The 19,140-nt window shown below is 41.4% G+C and carries 15 protein-coding genes; 5 read left to right on the top strand and 10 right to left on the bottom strand.

The features are described 5' to 3' along the window. Positions 1-14 precede the first annotated feature (14 nt). The 7 genes from MMU05_RS21510 to MMU05_RS21480 all read right to left on the bottom strand — a co-directional run bounded on the left by MMU05_RS21510 (position 15) and on the right by MMU05_RS21480 (position 11,926). Positions 15-1,205, bottom strand: a complete 1,191-nt coding sequence (locus MMU05_RS21510; protein ID WP_241143720.1) for a hypothetical protein — start codon at positions 1,203-1,205, stop codon at positions 15-17. A gap of 68 nt (positions 1,206-1,273) precedes the next feature. Next, a complete protein-coding gene (locus MMU05_RS21505; protein ID WP_241143719.1) occupies positions 1,274-2,413 on the bottom strand; it encodes a DUF4221 family protein in 1,140 nt (379 codons plus the stop codon). A gap of 801 nt (positions 2,414-3,214) precedes the next feature. Beyond that, positions 3,215-4,939, bottom strand: coding sequence for an efflux RND transporter periplasmic adaptor subunit (locus MMU05_RS21500; protein ID WP_241143718.1), 1,725 nt, complete (start codon positions 4,937-4,939; stop codon positions 3,215-3,217). A 278-nt stretch (positions 4,940-5,217) separates the two neighbouring features. Next, positions 5,218-6,729: a TolC family protein gene (locus MMU05_RS21495; RefSeq protein ID WP_241143717.1), complete on the bottom strand. Its 1,512-nt coding sequence runs from the start codon at positions 6,727-6,729 to the stop codon at positions 5,218-5,220. After that, positions 6,726-7,118 carry a four helix bundle protein gene (locus MMU05_RS21490; RefSeq protein WP_241143716.1) on the bottom strand — a complete coding sequence of 131 codons (393 nt, stop codon included), beginning with the start codon at positions 7,116-7,118 and terminating at the stop codon, positions 6,726-6,728. Before MMU05_RS21490 ends, MMU05_RS21495 begins: the two co-directional genes overlap by 4 nt. A gap of 301 nt (positions 7,119-7,419) precedes the next feature. Beyond that, on the bottom strand, positions 7,420-11,289 hold the full coding sequence (locus MMU05_RS21485) for an efflux RND transporter permease subunit (RefSeq protein ID WP_241143715.1): 3,870 nt from the start codon (positions 11,287-11,289) through the stop codon (positions 7,420-7,422). A gap of 259 nt (positions 11,290-11,548) precedes the next feature. Continuing rightward, complete coding sequence (locus MMU05_RS21480; protein ID WP_241143714.1) at positions 11,549-11,926, bottom strand: HYC_CC_PP family protein; 378 nt, start codon at positions 11,924-11,926, stop codon at positions 11,549-11,551. Between the two features lie 223 nt (positions 11,927-12,149). Between MMU05_RS21480 and MMU05_RS21475 the strand changes: the two genes are divergently transcribed. Further along, entirely contained in the window at positions 12,150-13,343 is a 1,194-nt protein-coding gene (locus MMU05_RS21475) for an ATP-binding protein (protein WP_241143713.1), read from the top strand. Positions 13,344-13,482: 139 nt separating this feature from the next. Here MMU05_RS21475 and MMU05_RS21470 read toward each other — a convergent pair whose 3' ends face one another. Continuing rightward, positions 13,483-14,397: a LysR family transcriptional regulator gene (locus MMU05_RS21470; RefSeq protein ID WP_241143712.1), complete on the bottom strand. Its 915-nt coding sequence runs from the start codon at positions 14,395-14,397 to the stop codon at positions 13,483-13,485. 95 nt (positions 14,398-14,492) lie between these two features. On the opposite strand from MMU05_RS21470, the gene MMU05_RS21465 reads away from it, so the two are divergent. From MMU05_RS21465 to MMU05_RS21455, 3 genes are all read left to right on the top strand, one after another. Further along, complete coding sequence (locus tag MMU05_RS21465; protein ID WP_241143711.1) at positions 14,493-14,981, top strand: hypothetical protein; 489 nt, start codon at positions 14,493-14,495, stop codon at positions 14,979-14,981. Then, positions 14,978-15,931, top strand: a complete 954-nt coding sequence (locus MMU05_RS21460; RefSeq protein ID WP_241143710.1) for a sodium-dependent bicarbonate transport family permease — start codon at positions 14,978-14,980, stop codon at positions 15,929-15,931. Before MMU05_RS21465 ends, MMU05_RS21460 begins: the two co-directional genes overlap by 4 nt. A gap of 81 nt (positions 15,932-16,012) precedes the next feature. Beyond that, entirely contained in the window at positions 16,013-16,537 is a 525-nt protein-coding gene (locus MMU05_RS21455) for a hypothetical protein (RefSeq protein ID WP_241143709.1), read from the top strand. 99 nt (positions 16,538-16,636) lie between these two features. Here MMU05_RS21455 and MMU05_RS21450 read toward each other — a convergent pair whose 3' ends face one another. Then, positions 16,637-17,509, bottom strand: coding sequence for an SDR family oxidoreductase (locus MMU05_RS21450; RefSeq protein WP_241143708.1), 873 nt, complete (start codon positions 17,507-17,509; stop codon positions 16,637-16,639). Positions 17,510-17,636: 127 nt separating this feature from the next. Between MMU05_RS21450 and MMU05_RS21445 the strand changes: the two genes are divergently transcribed. Further along, positions 17,637-18,455: a hypothetical protein gene (locus MMU05_RS21445; protein WP_241143707.1), complete on the top strand. Its 819-nt coding sequence runs from the start codon at positions 17,637-17,639 to the stop codon at positions 18,453-18,455. A 100-nt stretch (positions 18,456-18,555) separates the two neighbouring features. Here the strand turns inward: MMU05_RS21445 and MMU05_RS21440 are convergent. Beyond that, on the bottom strand, positions 18,556-19,140 hold a 585-nt coding region (locus tag MMU05_RS21440; RefSeq protein WP_241143706.1), incomplete at its 5' end, for an adenosylhomocysteinase.

The following is a 19,140-nucleotide window of genomic DNA, read 5'->3' as shown; positions in this document are numbered from 1 at the left end:
AACCAGAAATCAACTCATTTTTTTTTAAGACTATATACTCCTCCTAGGTAAAAATCCCTTTCAATATTATTTTCAAAGACAAACAAAAACTTATCTCCCCCTAAGTATGAGACCTTGTTCCAAAATGATGAATGCTCACCATTCTTTGGCAATGGTATGCTATATCCTTTCGATTGCGTCCTATCAAAATAGTATCCATAAGATTCTTTTTCTGGAAGATTTCCATCTTCAATTAATCTATCGTATTCATACTCAGGTACACCGGTTCCATAAATAGCAAAAAAATTTCCATCATCCATTGGAACCACATAACCGATTGAACTATTCATTGCTGAAGTCTTATTAAACGATTTAAAATTATCTATCTCCGGAGACTCAATGTTAAGATTAATCGGGTCTTTGAAATTGGGAATTCCCAAACTAATTTTATCTAATGGATACACGGAGCTACCAATTCTGTATTGATATAATGTTGCGGATATTTGAGGAATTTGCCATAAAAATCCATCTTGCAGCCAAATCATGGATTGATAATTCGGGTATTTCAGTTTAGAATACAAAATTCCTGTAGTATCCATTAATCCCAAATTAGATTTTTCATATTGCCCGGTAGCATCAGAAAAATTATATTCAATCCAAAGCGGAATTGTGTCAAGCAAAGCAAGGGACACCGGAGACATCCCTAAATAACCAATGTTTTGATTAGGGACTACAAACCTACTGCTATCAAAAAAATATAGATCTGAGCCAGGAATCCCAGCTTGTACTCCCACCTCTGAATTTTGGTAAGGGATTGATTTGATCCAATCCCCATTAAAACTATAAAAATGCAAATTGCTGATGTCCATAAACACAAAATTCCCATCAAATATTGTCGCAAATGATAAGTTGGGGGAATAATCCCCTGGGCCTTCCCCTCTTCGATCAATGGAATATTCTACTTCCCCTGACATATTTATCAAATGGAAAACGCCTTCTTGGTGAGTGTATGCCAACGAAAATCCGTCCACTGCTCTGTTGGTGACAAAACCGAAATCATTCATCAAATCTATTTTGACAGAATCCACAAATTCAAAAAAGTAAACTTGTTGTGTTTCGGATATCCTATCGGTTTTTTTGCGTGATATAAATCCTAAGCTTATAATAAAAGCTAGAATCAATTTTTGCGAAATCTGATGAAATTTGGCACTACTTCGGTTTTTCATATTGTATCAAAGGAATTTTTCTAGAAGAGAACAGCAACTCAAAGGATTTTCTAAGTTCATTATGGGAATCAATCGAGCTCAATATCAATGACAATAAATCCCAGGTCATCCGAAAAATTCTGAGCTACCCAAAGCTTTCCCTCTTTGGCAAAATACTTGAATCGGTTATCGGTCAACTCCTTAATTTCTTTCTCTGATACCAAATTGAAATCCCCATCAAAAACCGACAGAAATAAGATAGTCTGTTTCGTTTCGGGAACCAAGGACCACTCATTTTGATAAGTATCTGAGAAGATTCTTTTGGAAGACAGGCGGAAATAGCGATCGTTTACACTATCCCATACAAGGGATTCAAACTTGACCTGCTCCAACATTTGCTGATAATCTTTTTTTATTTGTTCCGTAGATTTGGCTTCGGCGCCTTCGGGAACATTGGCCCGTTTGGGAGTTAATTTTGGCTCGTAATGGACTATTTTCACCAATTCCCCCTCGTGATTGAATACCATTATTTCATTTGAAAATTCATGGCTGATAATAAAATTATCTTTTCCCGAGCTGAGATGGACTGCAGGATTTAAAAAGGAACCATCCTCAAATCGAAAGAAAAAATCTTGAAACGAGTTCTCGGTATCTATATCAACTCTTTTGATGGTGTTATCACTGACTGAAAGTACATCCAAATAAGCCTCCACTTTTTGGAAGTCAAAATGTACCCCAAATGCTTTCGCATCATCTATACCTGACACCAACTCCAGATATCTTGGGAGTTGTTCTAATTGAGCACCGCTCGAATCTTTGGCATCTTCCCAACCTATTCTTTGTACCACTTGGCCTTTATTGTCAATAACGGTGGAGAGGATGTTTGATTTAGTGAAAAACAGGCTGTCATTCAAAGATTGTATCCCAAAAATATACTCACCTACGCCATTTGCGCCTTCCTTCTCAAGGGGATAGCTTTTGACAAACTCTTTTGCTTCAAGATTGATTTCATCGATTGCATGATCAAAACCATTGTACAAGAAAAAAGAGGTTTCTTTTGCATCCAAATCTGAGGTGATCATCCCGCTATTTAGATCCAGATTCCGGCCCTTGGAATCAATGATAACGGTATCTATTTCATAAAATAAATCATCGCTGATCCTGTCAACATCGTTACTTTGGCAAGAAAGGGCAATACAAACAATTATTATAAAAGTTAGGTACCTCATATTTTTTAGGGTTAGGAATTAATATTTGGAAATAAGCTTTGCGAAATAAATGGATATATGCTTCGCGAAATATTTTGAAATAAGCTTCGCGATATAAATGGAAATATACCCTTGGTGAAATATATAGAAATATGCTTCGCGAAATGGGAAGAAATAGGCTTCGTGAAATAGGTTGAAATAGGCTTCATGAATTGTTTTGAGGATTGCCAGAGCAGTTTTTGTTGGCCTTTCGGAAATATGCAGGATAGAAACCCATTTCCTTTCAGGTTTTTATCCGCACAACTAACTCTTATTAAATGTATAATTTAATCTTCTTCCCTACAAATACGGTTAAATGACCAACTCCACATTTATCAAAAAATTGAATTGTTGTACTACCTGAAAACCAAACAATCTTCTAAACTCCCCGTTATACTCTCCCCTAACAAACTAATATGTCCGTAAAAAATGGATCTACGGAATTAAAAACTTTTTTAAAAAAAAATATTCAAGACAATATTTATTGAAAGCTTCCTTCAAAACCAATAAACATTAAATGTGATACAGATATTCATTGATATTGGATATTGGTTGATATTACCTCAAAACCAACCCAACTTTCCTATCGAATTCAGGTATCCATTAATTTCCAAAATCCACTATTACCCATTTCCCCCTATTTCCACCAAACCTCAACTTATTCCTAAAACCCAATATCCATTAATATCCAATATCAACAAATATCAATTTCCCCCTATTTCCACCAAACCTCTACCTATCCCCAAAACCCAATATCCATTAATATCCAATATCCACTAATATCTAATTCAAATCAATTGGTTGAAAAATTTCCTTCACCTCCCCACAACTTAACATCGCCTCCCCGAAATATGGGTTTTTGATTTCCTTTTCTCCACTCAGCCAAAACGCCCCTTTGTCTTTGAAGGCCATCGGGCAGTATTGCTTGTAGACGGTGTTTTGCTCCACACCAAAATAAGCCACTGCCGAAATCAGGTTGTCCGAGAGTGTTTCGAAATGGGAACGCTGCACTTCCACGTCTTTGGTGCTTTGGATTTTGTCCAGACTTCCTTGGATCGGTTTCAATAATCCCATCCAAACATCGTGTGATTTTTCATCCAAAAGCCCCATTTCTACCTTGGTCAAAGAGGCCTTAGATTTGGATACCGCCGATTGGGCGGAAGCAACATCGGAAGCAGTAAGGGCATTTTTGATGGTAAAATAACTCTTTACAAATGCGGTAAGCTGTTTACGGAATTGCTCGGGAACGTCCTGATTCTGGGAAACAGCTTTGGCCTCAGGTCTCAGCATCATGCTGTATTTTCCCGAGAGTTGGGCTGCGGCATCTATCGCGAAAACCCCGTTGCTGACTACCTCATCTCCATCGCTGATACCGGAGGTCACCATATAATCGTCACCAGAGCGCGCACCCAAAGTCACTTCCCGCATTTCAAAAGCCGGGGATTCGCTGTTGCCCACCTGCACATATACCACAGACCGCGGCCCTGTCCATAGGATGGCAGATTTAGGAACCATCAGGCCCGACTTGGCTGTGGCGGACGTTTTGATCGTGGCACTGACAAACATCTCGGGCTTCAGTTGCATGCCTGTATTGACAGCTTCCGCACGGATTCCGACTGTCCTTGTTTCGGGATTCAAAGTCGGATCAATAAAAGTTACCTTTCCTGTGAATTCCTTTCCAGGGAAAGCGGCTGCCTGAAAAGTGATATTATCGCCCTTTTTGATTCCGGCCAAGTCAGATTCATACGCATCCATGATTACCCAAACCTGACTCAAATCCATGAGTTCAAACAGGACAGAACCCCTGCTGACAAATTCACCCAAGGAAACATTCCTTGCGCTCACAATACCCGATGCATCGGTATAGACGTCAAACTGAGTCTGAACGGCGCCGCTCTTTTCGATCTCCGCAATCTGCCCTTCCGAGATTTTCCAAAGGCGCAGTTTTTCCTTGGCGGCTTGGTACAATGCCGGCTGACGGTCTTTGATCTTGGCCACTTCCAACAGTTCTTTTTGGGCATTGACCAAATCCGGTGAGTAGATGGTGGCCAATTTTTGTCCTTTGGTCACTTCTTGACCGGTAAAATTGACAAAAAGCTTGTCTATCCTTCCTGCAAAATTGGAGGTAAGGCTTTTGATCCTTTGCTCATCGGGTTGGATTTTGCCGGACAGTTGCAGCCTCGAGGCAGAAGCACCTGAGGTGACTTTGGTCGTCATGACGTTGGAAAGCGCCATGGCTTCAGGCGTCATTTCCAATTGGTATTCGTTGGTAGAACCGCTGAATTGTGACAGCGGAACGAGGTCCATGCCGCAGATCGGGCATTTGCCGGGTTCGTTTTGGCGGATATGGGGATGCATGGGAGATACCCAAATTGTTTCCCCGTCGGAGGCAAGCTCTTCCTGATTTTCTGTTTCAGGCTCTCCTCCGCCTCTGATAATCCACCCGAAAACCCCTCCAAAAAGGAGGCAACCTAAGATGATGATGACGATATTTTTTCTTGTATTCATGGTTTCGTGTTTTAATGGTTGTGTATTCTATTGCCAGTAACCCTTTTATCTTTTACAAACTGGACGGAAGACGGAAGTCCGAAGTCGGATGACCGATGACCGATGTCGGATGTCGGATGACCGATGACCGATGTCGGATGACCGATGACCGATGTCGGATGACCGATGTGGTCATGTTTTAACAAATAAGCCTCGTGTTTTAGAGTTAATATCAATTAATATCCAGTATCCATTAATATCATTCATTTTCAATATCATTTAATATCCAATAATATCCGTCAATACCCCGAAAGGACTTCAAGCCTTGCATAATTCAATTGTTGCTCGATCTGGGTATTGAGCAAATCAAGCCTAAAGTCCAATAGTTCCCTTTGGATACTCAGAATCTCTTCAAACGAACTTCCGTCAGTCGCATAAGAAGTCACGGAAAGTTCCATGGTCTGTTCGGTCAGTTCAATCTGCTCTTCCAGCAAATCAAGTTTTCTCTGCGAATCTTTGAGCAGGGCTATAGCACTTTCAAATTCTGTGACCAAGCTGTTTTGAAGATCTTCTTTTTGCTTGATGGCGGATTCTCTCCAATAAATCGCCTCCGTTTCCATCGACTTGTATTTTTTTCTGTAAATGGGTAGAGTCACCGTTCCCATGACCATAAACATGTTATTGCCCATTCCGGAAGGCATATATTCCATTCCATCCATTCCTCCGATCATTCCTGATTCAGGTCTTGGAGAAAAAACCATGTAATTCAAACCCGCACCCAACATCGGTCGTCCTTCCAGTTTGGCCATTTGGGCTTGTTTCCAATAGGCTTCACTTTCTTTTTCCAGCATCAGCACCATGGGATTGTTTGTCAGAATTCCTTCCAACATCAGTTCTTCCAATCCGGCAATGTTGATCGGATCGAACTTCTCGGAAAGGTTGATTTTTTCAGTTTGTTCGACTCCCAAGAGTTGGTTGAATTTGGCGATCAAAGGTTTTTTGTTGACCTCCATCTGGATCAGTTCGCTTTGGAGGGCTTTGATCTGAACCTGAAGTCTGAGTACATCGGTCAATTTGCCTGAACTGCCCGAAGCCCCCATGGTGTTCATTCCTGAGGAAGGACTGGATGGGGTTGTACCTGTAGCCGAACTGCCTCCTCCCATTCCCATGCCATCGGAAGAACTTCCGGAAGATTGGATCTGAATAGGTTTCCTGACCGCCGAACTTACCGATGACACCGCTTCGGAGGTATTTCCGCCTTGGTAGCGGATGATGGCCAACCGTTCGAGACTTTTCAGGATTTCGAGATTCGATTGGGTGATGGCAATGGTATTTTCAAGTTGTTGCAGTTGGAAATACGTCTCCTTCACCTGCAAGACCATCCTGTTCCGCTCCTCTTTGAAAGCCTCGTACCTTGCCTCTGCCATCAAAGTGGCTTCATCCTTTTGGGTTTTGAGCATGCCAAACCATGGAAACATCTGCATGACAGAAGCTTCCGCCCTTTGGTTACCCATGAGCAATTCCATCGGTCTGAGAAAATACCCGACATTCAGTTCCGGATCCGGCAATGAATTGGCCTGATTTACCTTCTCCAAAGATGCCTCGTAGCCTTTGAAGGAAGCCCTTATCCCAGGGTTGTTTTCAACTGCTATTTCGAGGTAGTTATCTAAGGTTTGGGAATTTACTTTTCCACTGAGCATCAATGCAGCAAACATCAGATATTTATAGATAGTGGATATTGATGGATATTGGCCGGAAAGACCGACATCAAACCTTCCAATAATGGATTTTATGTATTTGAATAGGTTCATTTCAATTCCTTTTTTGAATTGTAAATTGATTGAATATAATTGTTCAGTTTAAGTGATAGTTTATCAGAAATCATTTTAACATTAGTAAACTCTTCCTTTGAAATAATTTCCCTTTCTTCCATTAGGCTTAACCAATGGTTGATCGACTCTAATAATGAACCTCTGCTATTATATAAAAAACGGATCCGGTCCAAATAGTGGTACCGACCATAAGACTCCGCAATATTTGCCCCTATCGAATCAATTGATTCTATAAATTGGTCACCTATAATCTTTCTTGTTTGCCAAGTCATTTTGGAATAAATGGCCCATCCCATTTTTGATAGTTCTCTTGCCAATTTATATACCTCCAAATCCTCAAGTTTTATATAATCTTTTTTCTCTTCCATATAAATTCTTCATTTCAAACCAAACAAACACCTTGATTCCTAAATCAATATCCACCAATATCCAGTATCAACTAATATCAATTCTTTTCTTAATATCCAGTATCAATTAATATCCAATCTTCCTTTCAAACCATAATAAACACCTTGATTATCAGATTAATATCCATTAAAATCCAGTATCAACTAATATCAATTCTTTTTTTAATATCCAATATCAATTAATATCCAATCTTCCTTTTAAACCAAAATAAACGCCTTGAATCCCAGGTCAATATCCACCAATATCCAGTATCAATAAATATCAAATATTCCTTACCATAATCTCCCTATATTTTCCATATAAAACAGGTACAATAAACAACGAAATAAGAGCAACCGCCATCCCTCCAAATGCCGGAATGGCCATCGGGATCATGATATCGGAACCTCGGCCGGAGCTGGTCAGTACGGGTAACAAGGCCAATAATGTCGTCGCCGTGGTCATCAGGCATGGCCTCACTCTTTTCAAGCCGGCCTCCAATACAGCCTTTCGGATTTCAGGAACAGTTGTTGGATTGACTTTGTCAAAACTCTGCGTCAGGTAGGTTCCCATCACTACCCCATCATCCGTCGCAATACCAAAGAGTGCTATGAATCCAACCCAAACTGCCACGCTGAGATTGACGGTACGCATCTGGAACAAGTCCCGCATATTGGTTCCGAGGAAATTGAAGTCAAAAAACCAATTCTGACCATATAACCACAGCATCATGAATCCTCCGGAAAAAGCCATTGCGATCGCTGTAAAGACCATCATGGTGAGTACAGTGGACTTAAACTGGAAATAAAGGATCAGGAATATCACCGCCAAACACAGCGGAATGACTAATGCAAGGCGCTTTTCGGCTCTGATCTGATTTTCATAACTCCCCGAAAAAACATAAGAAACCCCGGCAGGAACCACAAGTTCACCGGTTCTTACTTTTTCATCCAGCAGGTTTTTGGCACTTTCTACCACATTGACTTCTGCATAGCCATCCCTTTTGTCAAACATCACATAGCCTACCAAAAAGGTATTTTCTCCCCTGATCATCATCGGACCGGGGCGGTAGGTGATTTCGGCAATTTGACCTAAAGGAATCTGAGCTCCGGTTGGGCTATTGACCAGGATTTTCTTTAAAACATCGGGGTCATCTCGGTACTCCCTTGCATATCTCGCACGGATGGCATAGCGCTCCCGTCCTTCGACCGTCGTACTTAGAGCCATCCCGCCGATAGCGACTTCAATAAACTCTTGCACATCTGCGACATTCAGTCCATATCTGCCCAAAGCCACTCGGTCCAAATCCACTTCCAAGTAGGGTTTGCCCAATGACCTGTCAGCAAAAACCGCTTCCGCTTTGACTGAAGGAACTTCCTGAAGCAGGTCTTCAAGTTGTAAACTGAAATTCTCAATCGTCTCCAAGTCCGGCCCATATACTTTCATGCCCATCGGTGCCCGCATACCTGTTTGCAACATCACCAACCTGGTTTCGATAGGCTGGAGTTTTGGAGCGGAGGTAACGCCGGGGATACCGGAGGTCCTGAGTTGGATTTCATCCCAAATATCATCTGGAGATTTGATCTGATCCCGCCACTGACGGAAGTATTGGCCTTTATTCTCGTCCAGGATCAGGTGCTTTTGGATTTCTTTGACAATGGATTTGGTTATATTTTCTTCCAAATAATTGAAATCCTTATCCCAGATAGTACCCGAGACACGGTCATACAAATAGTCTTTCCCTTCTATATTTAATTGGAAAAAACCATCCTCATCGGTCTTGAATCTTAATTTTTGGGCATCTTGATCCTGGAGGTATTCGGTTTTGTAATTGATGATATTCTCATACATCGACATCGGTGCAGGGTCAAGCGGACTTTCGGCCCTCCCTGCTTTGCCGACAACCATCTCCACTTCAGGAATCGCCTGAACCAACATATCCAACTGCTTTACGATCTGCATGTTGGCCTCCACCCCGGAATGCGGCATGGACGTTGGCATGAGCAAAAATGATCCTTCATTCAAAGCCGGCATAAATTCCTTTCCCATCCCCGGAAAAGTATGCGTCAACCCGGACCATAGCGAGGTGGTCCGGACATTCCATCCGATTTTATCAAAAGCAATGGCGGAAAATTCAAAAATCTTCCCAAATCCCAACCAGATATTAACCCCAAGGAAAATAACGAAGGCAGGTATCACAAGAAATGTCTTCGTATTTTCTTGGCACCATTTCAAAATCGGGGCATAAAAACGGATGAAAAGTGAAAACCCGCCAAGGTTCAGCCCAATCACCAACCCGATGAAAATAAAATTGACAAAAACGGACTGACTCAGTCCCAATGGCCGCCACATTTCCGCCAACAAAACAGAAACTGCCACCACTGCAATGGCCATCGAAGCCCATTCTTTGTATTTTCCGTGCTGTGTTTTTTCTGGAAAATAGGCATGAACAAGGTTATTGATGGCAAAGGCGGTCAATACCAATCCTGCCCAGGCAAAGAAAAAGAGCAAGACGAAGCCCAACAGAAGCAAGGCAAAATTGAGTATGTTTTTGTAGGACTTGGATTTGACATTGGTGCCAAAAACCCAATGCGCAAAAGCCGGCATAAATACCAAAGTAAAAATCAAAGCAGCCACCAAAGCAAAAGTCTTGGTGTAGGCCAATGGCCCAAAGAGCTTTCCTTCCGCAGCCTGTAAGGTAAATACCGGCAAAAAGCTCACAATGGTAGTCATCACCGCTGTGACTATCGCCGAGGCCACTTCCGTAGTCGCTTCATAGATAACCTGAAGTTTGGTCTTTTGACCGCCGGATTCTTCGATGTGTCTGAGAATATTTTCATTGAGGATAATCCCGAGATCGACCATGGTCCCGATCGCGATGGCGATTCCTGAAAGCGCCACGATATTGGCATCCACCTCAAAATACTTCATCATGATAAAGCACATCAACACCGCCAAAGGCAACAAAGCGGAAATCAGAAGGGAAGCTCTCAGGTTAAAAACCATCACCATGATCACAATGATCGTGATGAGTATCTGAAGGATAATGGCTTCATTAAGAGTGTTGAGGGTTTCTTTGATCAGGCCCGAACGGTCATAAAAAGGAACAATTGTGACTTTGGAAACCGTTCCGTCTGCCAGTGTTTTGCTTGGAAGGCCTGGTGTAATTTCTTCAATTTTGGATTTGACCGCATCGATCACCTGAAGTGGATTGTCTCCATAGCGGGCCACGACAACACCACCGACTGCTTCAGCGCCGCCTTTATCCAAGATCGCCCTTTCTGCCCTACTCGCCGGACCGATGTTTACTTTGGCAATGTCCTTGATCCTAAGGGGGACGTTGTTACTTACTTTCACTACTGCCAATTCGATGTCTTCCAAGGATTTGACATATCCCAAACCACGGACGATGTATTCCACTTGGTTGATTTCCATGGTATTGGCCCCGATATCCAGGTTGGATTGCTTGATGGCATTCATCACTTCCATCATGGTGACATTGTGGGCTTTCAAAGCCACCGGATCCAGGTCAACCTGATATTCTTTAACATGTCCACCAATGGTGGCCACCTCCGCCACACCTGCTGTCCCGGCAAGTCCATACTTCACATAAAAATCCTGAATACTTCTCAGTTCATTCAAATCCCATCCTCCGACAGGATTCCCTTTTTCATCCCTGCCTTCCAAAGTGTAAAAATAAACTTGTCCCAAACCTGTGGCATCAGGCCCTAACTTGGGCTGCACACTTTCTGGCAACAAGCCTGAAGGCAGGGAATTGAGCTTTTCCAGTATCCTCGAACGGCTCCAATAGAATTCAATGTCTTCTTCAAAAATGATGTAGATCGAAGAAAATCCAAACATGGAAGTGCTTCGGATGGTCTTCACACCTGGCATACCCAAAAGGGAGGTGGTCAGAGGATAAGTAATCTGATCCTCCACATCTTGGGGTGAGCGTCCCATCCATTCGGTAAAAACAATCTGTTGGTTTTCTCCGATATCAGGAATCGCATCCACAGGAACAGGGTCATTGGGAAGGAAACCGGTATTCCAGTTGAACGGAGCGACGACAATTCCCCAAAGGACTACGAGTACCAAAAGGATCACCGTGACCAGTTTGTTTTCAAGAAAGAATTTTATTGTTTTATTAAGCATAGTTCCTAAAACTAACTTCGATTTATATAATCTGCTTTATTTCAGTAGATTAAGATATAAATAGATATTTGATATTGGTAGATATTAAGCTCCTACAATTGACCCTTGATTTGGAACTTAAAGACAAATGATTGGTGAAATGCAATTAGGCCCGACCGGACTTTTATCTTACAATTTTTGTAAACTAAATGGATGCAAAATAGAAATGCAGTTCACTATTTCCCATTGTGGGATTCACTTCTCTTGAGAGAGAAAAAAATCATATCAGGAATACCTGACAAAAAATATAAATTGGAGTATCCTGTAATATTGGTGGTGAGGAATCAGAAAAGGCTGTTTTCTCGGAAATGCCAAATACGATTGCGGGTGATTCAACATAAAAAATAGAGATATAATCAATTCCTAAAGGCTGAAAGTCTAGAATGTCTATTTGCTGCTCGTCGGTATTTGGCAATTCCAAATTAGAGACGTCATCACAACAACCGGGCATTGGTGCCTTTGATTCGCAACAGGTTTTGGATTCTCCGTAGAGATTGATCAACTGAAAATCATCTCCACAATAATGCATTGAATAGCTCAACCCTGCGTTGAAAAACACATAGAAAACAAGGAGTGCTATTTTGATAAATTGCTTCACAAGAGAGATTTACGATTCAAAGGTAATCAGGTTTTGCATTTTAAAGTTATAAAATTTTTGATAGGATTTATATGCTGGACTACGTGAAGTACTTTTATCGGCTCTCTTTTAGAAAATCGAGATTTGAATATGGTTATTTTGCTTATTGTAGTAAGCAATAATTTATATTTTTGCTTGTTATAGTAATCAATAAATATTATTTTTGCTTATCAAAGACAGCATTATGGACACCTTATTAGAAAAATCAATCAAAAAAATCGAATCAACCTCTTTGGAATTTGTCAGGAGCAAGATAAATAGAATCCGTTGGGAGGCGCGATTGATAGGAATCAAAGGCCCAAGAGGTGTGGGAAAAACGACCCTAATTTTGCAATACATCAAAAAAAATCTACCGCTGGACCATACGGTGCTTTACGTCAGTCTTGACAACATTTGGTTTGCACAAAACAGGCTTGTGAGTTTGGTAGATGATTTTGTAAAAAGAGGAGGAAAACACCTGTTTTTGGATGAGGTACACAAATACCCGGATTGGTCCATTGAGCTAAAAAACATTTACGATGACTTCCCCGAATTGAAAATAGTATTTACAGGGTCATCCATGCTCGAAATCCTCAATGCCAGGGCGGATTTGAGCAGAAGGGCGATCATCTACCACATGCAGGGGCTTTCATTTAGGGAATTTCTGAACTTCCAGACAGGGCAGAATTTTGCTTCGACAACTTTACCAGACTTGATCGAAAATCACATTGAAATTGCCAGAGAAGTAAATTCAAAGCTCAAACCATTGGAGCATTTCCATCAATACCTGAGTTCGGGTTACTTTCCCTTTTTCAGGGAAGTACCGGAACTTTACCATCAGCGCTTGGAGGAAGTGGTCAATATGACTTTGGAAATTGAATTGCCATTGCTGAGAAAATTGGATGTATCATACATTCCAAAAATCAAGCAATTGCTACAGATCATTTCTGAATCGGTGCCCTTTATCCCCAATGTGAGTAAGCTGAGTGAGAGAATAGGTATCAATAGAAATACATTTATTGCCTACCTGTTTTTCTTGCAGGAAGCCCATATCATCAAAAACCTATACAAAGACATCAAGGGAATCACTCAACTTCAAAAACCTGACAAGGTTTACCTAGAAAACACAAATTTCCAGTTTGCCTTTTCTCCGAAAAATGCTGATTTGGGAAATCTTCGGGAAACCTTCTTTGTCAATCAATTAGGACATGAACATACCGTGGAGTATATCGACAAGGGTGATTTTAGAATCAACAGGGAATATTCTTTTGAAGTGGGTGGCAAAAATAAAACAGCAGAGCAGATTCAGGGAGTCAAAAACAGGTTTATCGCTGCCGATGACATCGAATATGGTACTGACAAAAAAATCCCGCTGTGGCTGTTTGGGTTTTTATATTGAAACGATAGTTATATAGTAAATAGATTCCAAGCACTAATTATGGGATGTCGATTTGAGGTTATTGGGTTATTGGGTTATTGGAAATTGACCAGCATCTAATGGTATGTTAGGCTATCCAGTCTTTTGATTTCAGGAAAAATCAGACCCAGTGAAAATTCTCCTTTATGATCCTGTTTTTCTCTTCTTTGATATATTCAAGATAGGACTCAGCGACCGGGGAGAATTTTTTATTTTTGAGATAAATGAGATTCCAGTTTGTAACGATCGGAAGCCCATCCACCGGTATGATCTTTAAATCACCGTTTTTGAGTTCATTTTTGATCCCGATGAGTGGCATGATCGAGCAACCCAAACCTGCAATGACTGCCTGTTTGACCGCTTCATTGGAAGTAAGTTCGAGTTTTTTGGTTACAGGGACGTTGTTACTTCGGAGATACCGCTCCATCGTCAGCCGTGTACCTGATCCTACTTCTCTGTAAATCAATGTTATATGTTCGAAAATCTGTTTTCCTGAAACAGAACCCGGAATTTCAAAATCCTTTCCAGCAACCAAAAGCAGTTTATTTTCCATCAATTCGACGGTTTCAACCTGAAGGGCTTCAGGCAAAATGGAAACAAGCGCAAAATCAATTTCATTTTCGTCCAAACTGTTGACCACCATGGCTTTGTTGGTCACGTCTAGTTTGAGTTCAATACCCGGATTTTTTCGGATAAAGTCGCCAAGAAAATACGGCATCACATATTTTCCGGTTGATACCACAGAGATTTTCAATCTCCCGGTAAGTTGGCCTTTAAAAGCCATCGTCTTGTAATTTATGGCATTGACCTGATCGACTATCCGCTCGGCGGCAATGGCTATTTCTTTGCCAAAATCCGTCACGTAGAGCTTTCTGCCCACTACCTCTGTCAAGGGGATTTCAAATTGGTCTTGAAAATTCTTGAGCTGAATGGAAACAGCCGGCTGCGTGAGGTGGAGTTCCTCAGCAGCTTTTGTGATGCTTTCAGTCTGAGAAACCTTAAGAAAAACCTGTAATTGGTGGAGTGTATAATGCATAAATTATTTTAATGTATTTTATTATAAATATAAATAAAAATATATGATATATACTCGGGATTTTTGCAAAAGGTTTCAAAAATTTAAAAAGAAATATGTCAAAAAAACTCTTTTTGCTCTGCCCGTTGATTCACGGGGAGATGTATTTAAAGGAAAGGTTTGGGGATGATTCCTATTTTTTGACTGCATTGGGTTCTGTTTTTGACCTTGACATCCATGTCTATACCGAATCTCTGATCCATCTCCTCCTCCAAGAGGATATTTCAGAAATCTTTCATGTCCATGACATTGAATCTCCCTTACTCAGATCGATTGTGCATCAAGAAGAAAATTATGATTCTGTCCAAAATCGGTTCTTGGCAAATTTATACGCTGAAAATTATCCTGAAATCGTTCAGGAACCGAATAAAATAGCCTCCCTTGCGCTGATCCACATGAAGCATCAGGCCAATCTCATCATGCAGCATCCCCGGATATCCTCTATTATCATTGAAAACAAAATTGCCTTGCAGGGCCTTCTTTCCCAAATATCGAAAAGAAAATCAATTCAATTTGATCTAAAAATGGCTTTTCAGAAGTTATGAACCTCCAACTATTGATTGACAATTTTACCAATCCGGCATTGTTGTTTTTTGTTTTGGGGATCTTCGCAGTCAGGGTTAAAAGTGATCTTGAAATTCCCCCAAACTCCTCCAAGTTTATCTCTCTATACCTATTATTTGCGATTGGATTCAAAGGTGGGCAAGAACTTGCCCACTCAGAGTTCAATATGGGTATAGTTTGGGCCGTAATTTTTGGAATTACTGCTGCAAGTCTGATCCCGCTTTATACTTTTTTTATTTTGAAAAGGAAACTGAGTATCGAAAACTCAGGTGCAATTGCAGCGGCTTACGGGTCGGTTTCGGCTGTGACATTCGTGACCGCGGTATCATTTCTTGAAATCCAGCAACAGCCATTTAGTGGACACATGGTCGCCATTATGGCATTGATGGAAGCTCCCGCCATCATTATTGGTGTACTTTTGGTAAAATCCTTCGGGGAAACCAATGGCATGAAAATTAGGAAAGTAGTGAGTCATTCCTTTACCAATGGCTCAGTCCTACTTATTTTGGGAAGTCTTGTGATCGGCTTTTTGGCAAGTGAAAAAGAAGCGGAAGGGATCAAACCTTTCACTACCGATATTTTCAAAGGCTTCTTGTCAATTTTCCTATTGGACATGGGGATTACCAGCGGAAAAAAATTAAAGGACTTCTTTGACTCCGGAAAATTCACCGCCGTATTTGCAGTATTGGTACCACTGATCAACGGTTGTTTGGTAGCTTACCTTAGTGGGTTCATCACATCCAATATAGGAGACAGGTTCATGTTTGCCATTTTGGCTGCATCTGCCTCTTACATCGCCGTTCCCGCAGCCATGAAAATCGCCGTACCAAAAGCCAATCCCGGAATTTTCCTCCCGATGGCCTTGGCCATCACCTTCCCGTTCAACATTACTTTGGGATTTCCATTGTACTATATGGTGGCTTGTCTGTAATTCTAAAAAAAAATCATTACAGATGTTTGGGCTATTCTTAGTTTTAGATAACTTCGCCTATCACCCAAGTTTATCTATCTCATGAGAAAGTCAGTCCAAAAAAGCAGCATGCTATTACTATGCGTTTTTTTCAGTTTCCAAACCCTCGCACAGGTCGAATTTGACATTCAAGAAGCTGCAAAAGCCTACTACAGTGCCAAAATGTGCGATGATTACCAGACCCTTTTGGGGTTCACCTATCCTGATGTTGTCGAAAAAGCAGGAGGATCGGAAAATGTCATCAAAGCCTTGGAACTGATCCATGAAACCCAACGGAAAAAGGGGTTTGTGTTGCAGGAATTCAAAAGTAAACCACATATCCAATTGACAGAAACAGGTGAGGAAACCCATGCCATCGTGCCTGTAACTACGGTTTCGAAAGTTCCCGGAGGCAAGGTCATTACTGAAGGCCACATCATTGTCGTCGGAACAGAAAAAAACACCCGATGGTATATCATCGAAACCACTTCCCTTGATGACGGAAATGTCAGTAAGGTTTTGGCAAGTTGGGACAATACTATGCTGATTCCTTTTAAGAAAGCCCCGGTCTTCAGAGAGGATAAGTGATTGTATAAAACAAAAAACACCCTGATTTGGGTGTTTTTTGTTTTCACATGTTCCTGATTTTCCACTTTGCTTTCAGATAGCCCCAAATCACTTTGGGGCTCATCCTTTTTTTCCTCTTGAGGCTTCCATCATGTCCCACAATTCTTGGGGGATGGCGTCTAAGTTATTGAATTCACCTGCTCCCATCAGCCATTCTCCTCCATCGATAGTGATGACTTCGCCATTGACATAGGATGAAAAATCCGAAACGAGATAAGCGGCAATGTTGGCAAGCTCCTGATGGTCTCCTACCCTTCCGACAGGTACTTTTTTGGCAGGGTCAAATTTCTTCACCAAATCCCCAGGCAATAATCTGGACCAAGCTCCTTCTGTAGGAAATGGCCCTGGTGCAATGGCATTGGATCTGATTTTATATTTCGCCCACTCTACGGCAAGAGATCGGGTCATCGCCAAAACACCTGCTTTTGCAGCGGCACTAGGCACAACATATCCAGATCCTGTCCAAGCATAGGTAGTTACTATATTCAAGAATGTTCCTGCCTGCTTTTCTTTGATCCAATATTTTCCGGCTGTCAAAGTCACATTGGAAGTTCCTTTGAGTACAATGTCAAGGACGGTGTTGAAAGCATTGGAAGATAGTCTTTCGGTGGGACTGATGAAATTGCCGGCGGCATTATTGAGCACAACGTCCACTTTTCCGAAATGGGCGACAGCGTCAGCCCACATTTTTTCGACCTGATCGATTTCCCTTACATCACAGGCTAGTGGCAGGACTTTTCCGCCTGTGGCAGCTTCCATTTCTTTGGCCGTGTTTTGGAGAACATCCAATTTTCTGCTTGTAATTATAAGGTTGGCTCCGAGTTTCAAAAAATAAAGGCCCATGGATTTTCCAAGGCCTGTACCGCCTCCGGTCACGAGGATGGTTTTTCCTTTCAAAGCGCCATCTTTAAGCATTCCTTCTGTATAAGACATATTATTTTGGGATTAATGACCGTTGAAGATAGGGAATTGTACCTCTATAAAAAAGAGATGCACCCTTCTTCCTCCCATCATTTTGTAAACAAAACAATGGGGTTAGATTTGCATAAAAACCTGTCCAATGAAAAATGCCGGCTTTTTTCTAGTCCTTTTGATTCTAATGTCTTCCTGCTTTGGGGATATTGATAAGGACATCCGCACAGATCTCCAATTTGAGGGAAATGAGATTTTCAACATCTCTCTTTCTCTCGAAGAATCCCTTTTTTTCCCTTTTCAGTCCATCGACTATTTCCGTCTTTCGGAGAGCCTTGCGATTCCGGGTTGTCCGGATGTCATCATTGACGAAAACAATAAGAAAGTGACCTTGGCCTTTTCGGTGAAGAAAGAATGTGTCAACAGTCTTTATGTGCCAAGATCAGGAAAAATCCACCTTCAGTATATTTCCAAAACTGTATTGGAATCTATCGTCAAAGTTGAATATGAGGATTATACTATCAGGGGAATGAAAATTGAAGGAACGAGGGATTTTAAGAAGGTAAACAGTCTGCTCAATCCAAACAGGAGAACAGAATCTTTCCAAGATCTTTTTATCATAGATGGCAATAACTCTTCTTCCAGAATAAACGGGGATTTTACCCACGAATTGGGAATACAAAATGGAATATTGACAGGTTTCTCAAGTACTGGTGGATTGGAAGGGAGAAATATTGCAGGAAGACCACTCAAAATGACCCAATCAACGCCCAAAAATTATTTTGTAGACTGCATCAAGGATGGCTTCTTGCTACCCACCCAAGGTGCTGAAAACTGGCAAATATTCAGAAACGAAACCCAAGCTACCAACCACAGAATGGTCTATACTTTAGAAAATCAATGTAATTCTATTGCCACCATTACTTTGGAAGATGGCCGTTTGATGGTTTTCAGACTCACCGAATGAGTTTCTTTTTCTGACTTGTAGCCCATGATTACCCCGATAGCAAAATAAAAAAGCCTTCAGAATCTCTCCTGAAGGCTTTTTTATAAAATTTCGAAATAAATCAATACCTATAATACTCCGGCTTGAACGGTCCGTTTTCGGTAACACCTATGTACGCTGCCTGATCTGGCGTCAAGGTATCCAATTCCACCCCCAATTTGGCTAGGTGCAAAGCTGCTACTTTTTCATCAAGATGCTTTGGCAAAACATAAACACCCGGCTCATACTGATCTGTATTCATCCAAAGTTCGAGTTGAGCCAAAGTCTGATTACTGAATGAATTGGACATCACAAAAGACGGATGACCTGTGGCACAGCCAAGGTTGACCAATCTTCCTTCCGCAAGGACGATGATCTCTTTTCCTTCCAAAGTGTAAAGATCCACCTGTGGCTTAATGACATCTTTGGTATGGCCATAGGTTTTGTTCAGCCAAGCCATATTGATTTCATTGTCAAAGTGGCCGATGTTGCACACAATGGCTTTGTCTTTCATGGAAAGAAAATGCTCTTGGTTGATGATGTCTTTGTTACCGGTGGCAGTGACTATTATGTCTGCCTCCTTCACTGCATCCACCATTTTCTTGACAGCAAAACCGTCCATTGCAGCCTGCAAAGCACAGATCGGGTCGATTTCCGTGACGATAAC

The sequence above is a fragment of the Cognataquiflexum rubidum genome, assembly GCF_022538115.1.
Classification (GTDB): Bacteria; Bacteroidota; Bacteroidia; order Cytophagales; family Cyclobacteriaceae; genus Cognataquiflexum; species Cognataquiflexum rubidum.
Note: the sequence above shows the minus strand (reverse complement) of the source record. Positions and strands in the feature narration are given on the sequence as shown.

Excerpts from the sequence above, each read along its gene's own strand:
- MMU05_RS21510 (WP_241143720.1), bottom strand. The coding sequence starts at position 1,205 with ATGAAAAACCGAAGTAGTGCCAAATTTCATCAGATTTCGCAAAAATTG.
- MMU05_RS21505 (WP_241143719.1), bottom strand. The coding sequence starts at position 2,413 with ATGAGGTACCTAACTTTTATAATAATTGTTTGTATTGCCCTTTCTTGC.
- MMU05_RS21500 (WP_241143718.1), bottom strand. The coding sequence starts at position 4,939 with ATGAATACAAGAAAAAATATCGTCATCATCATCTTAGGTTGCCTCCTT.
- MMU05_RS21495 (WP_241143717.1), bottom strand. The coding sequence starts at position 6,729 with ATGAACCTATTCAAATACATAAAATCCATTATTGGAAGGTTTGATGTC.
- MMU05_RS21490 (WP_241143716.1), bottom strand. The coding sequence starts at position 7,118 with ATGGAAGAGAAAAAAGATTATATAAAACTTGAGGATTTGGAGGTATAT.
- MMU05_RS21485 (WP_241143715.1), bottom strand. The coding sequence starts at position 11,289 with ATGCTTAATAAAACAATAAAATTCTTTCTTGAAAACAAACTGGTCACG.
- MMU05_RS21475 (WP_241143713.1), top strand. The coding sequence starts at position 12,150 with ATGGACACCTTATTAGAAAAATCAATCAAAAAAATCGAATCAACCTCT.
- MMU05_RS21470 (WP_241143712.1), bottom strand. The coding sequence starts at position 14,397 with ATGCATTATACACTCCACCAATTACAGGTTTTTCTTAAGGTTTCTCAG.
- MMU05_RS21465 (WP_241143711.1), top strand. The coding sequence starts at position 14,493 with ATGTCAAAAAAACTCTTTTTGCTCTGCCCGTTGATTCACGGGGAGATG.
- MMU05_RS21460 (WP_241143710.1), top strand. The coding sequence starts at position 14,978 with ATGAACCTCCAACTATTGATTGACAATTTTACCAATCCGGCATTGTTG.
- MMU05_RS21455 (WP_241143709.1), top strand. The coding sequence starts at position 16,013 with ATGAGAAAGTCAGTCCAAAAAAGCAGCATGCTATTACTATGCGTTTTT.
- MMU05_RS21450 (WP_241143708.1), bottom strand. The coding sequence starts at position 17,509 with ATGTCTTATACAGAAGGAATGCTTAAAGATGGCGCTTTGAAAGGAAAA.
- MMU05_RS21445 (WP_241143707.1), top strand. The coding sequence starts at position 17,637 with ATGAAAAATGCCGGCTTTTTTCTAGTCCTTTTGATTCTAATGTCTTCC.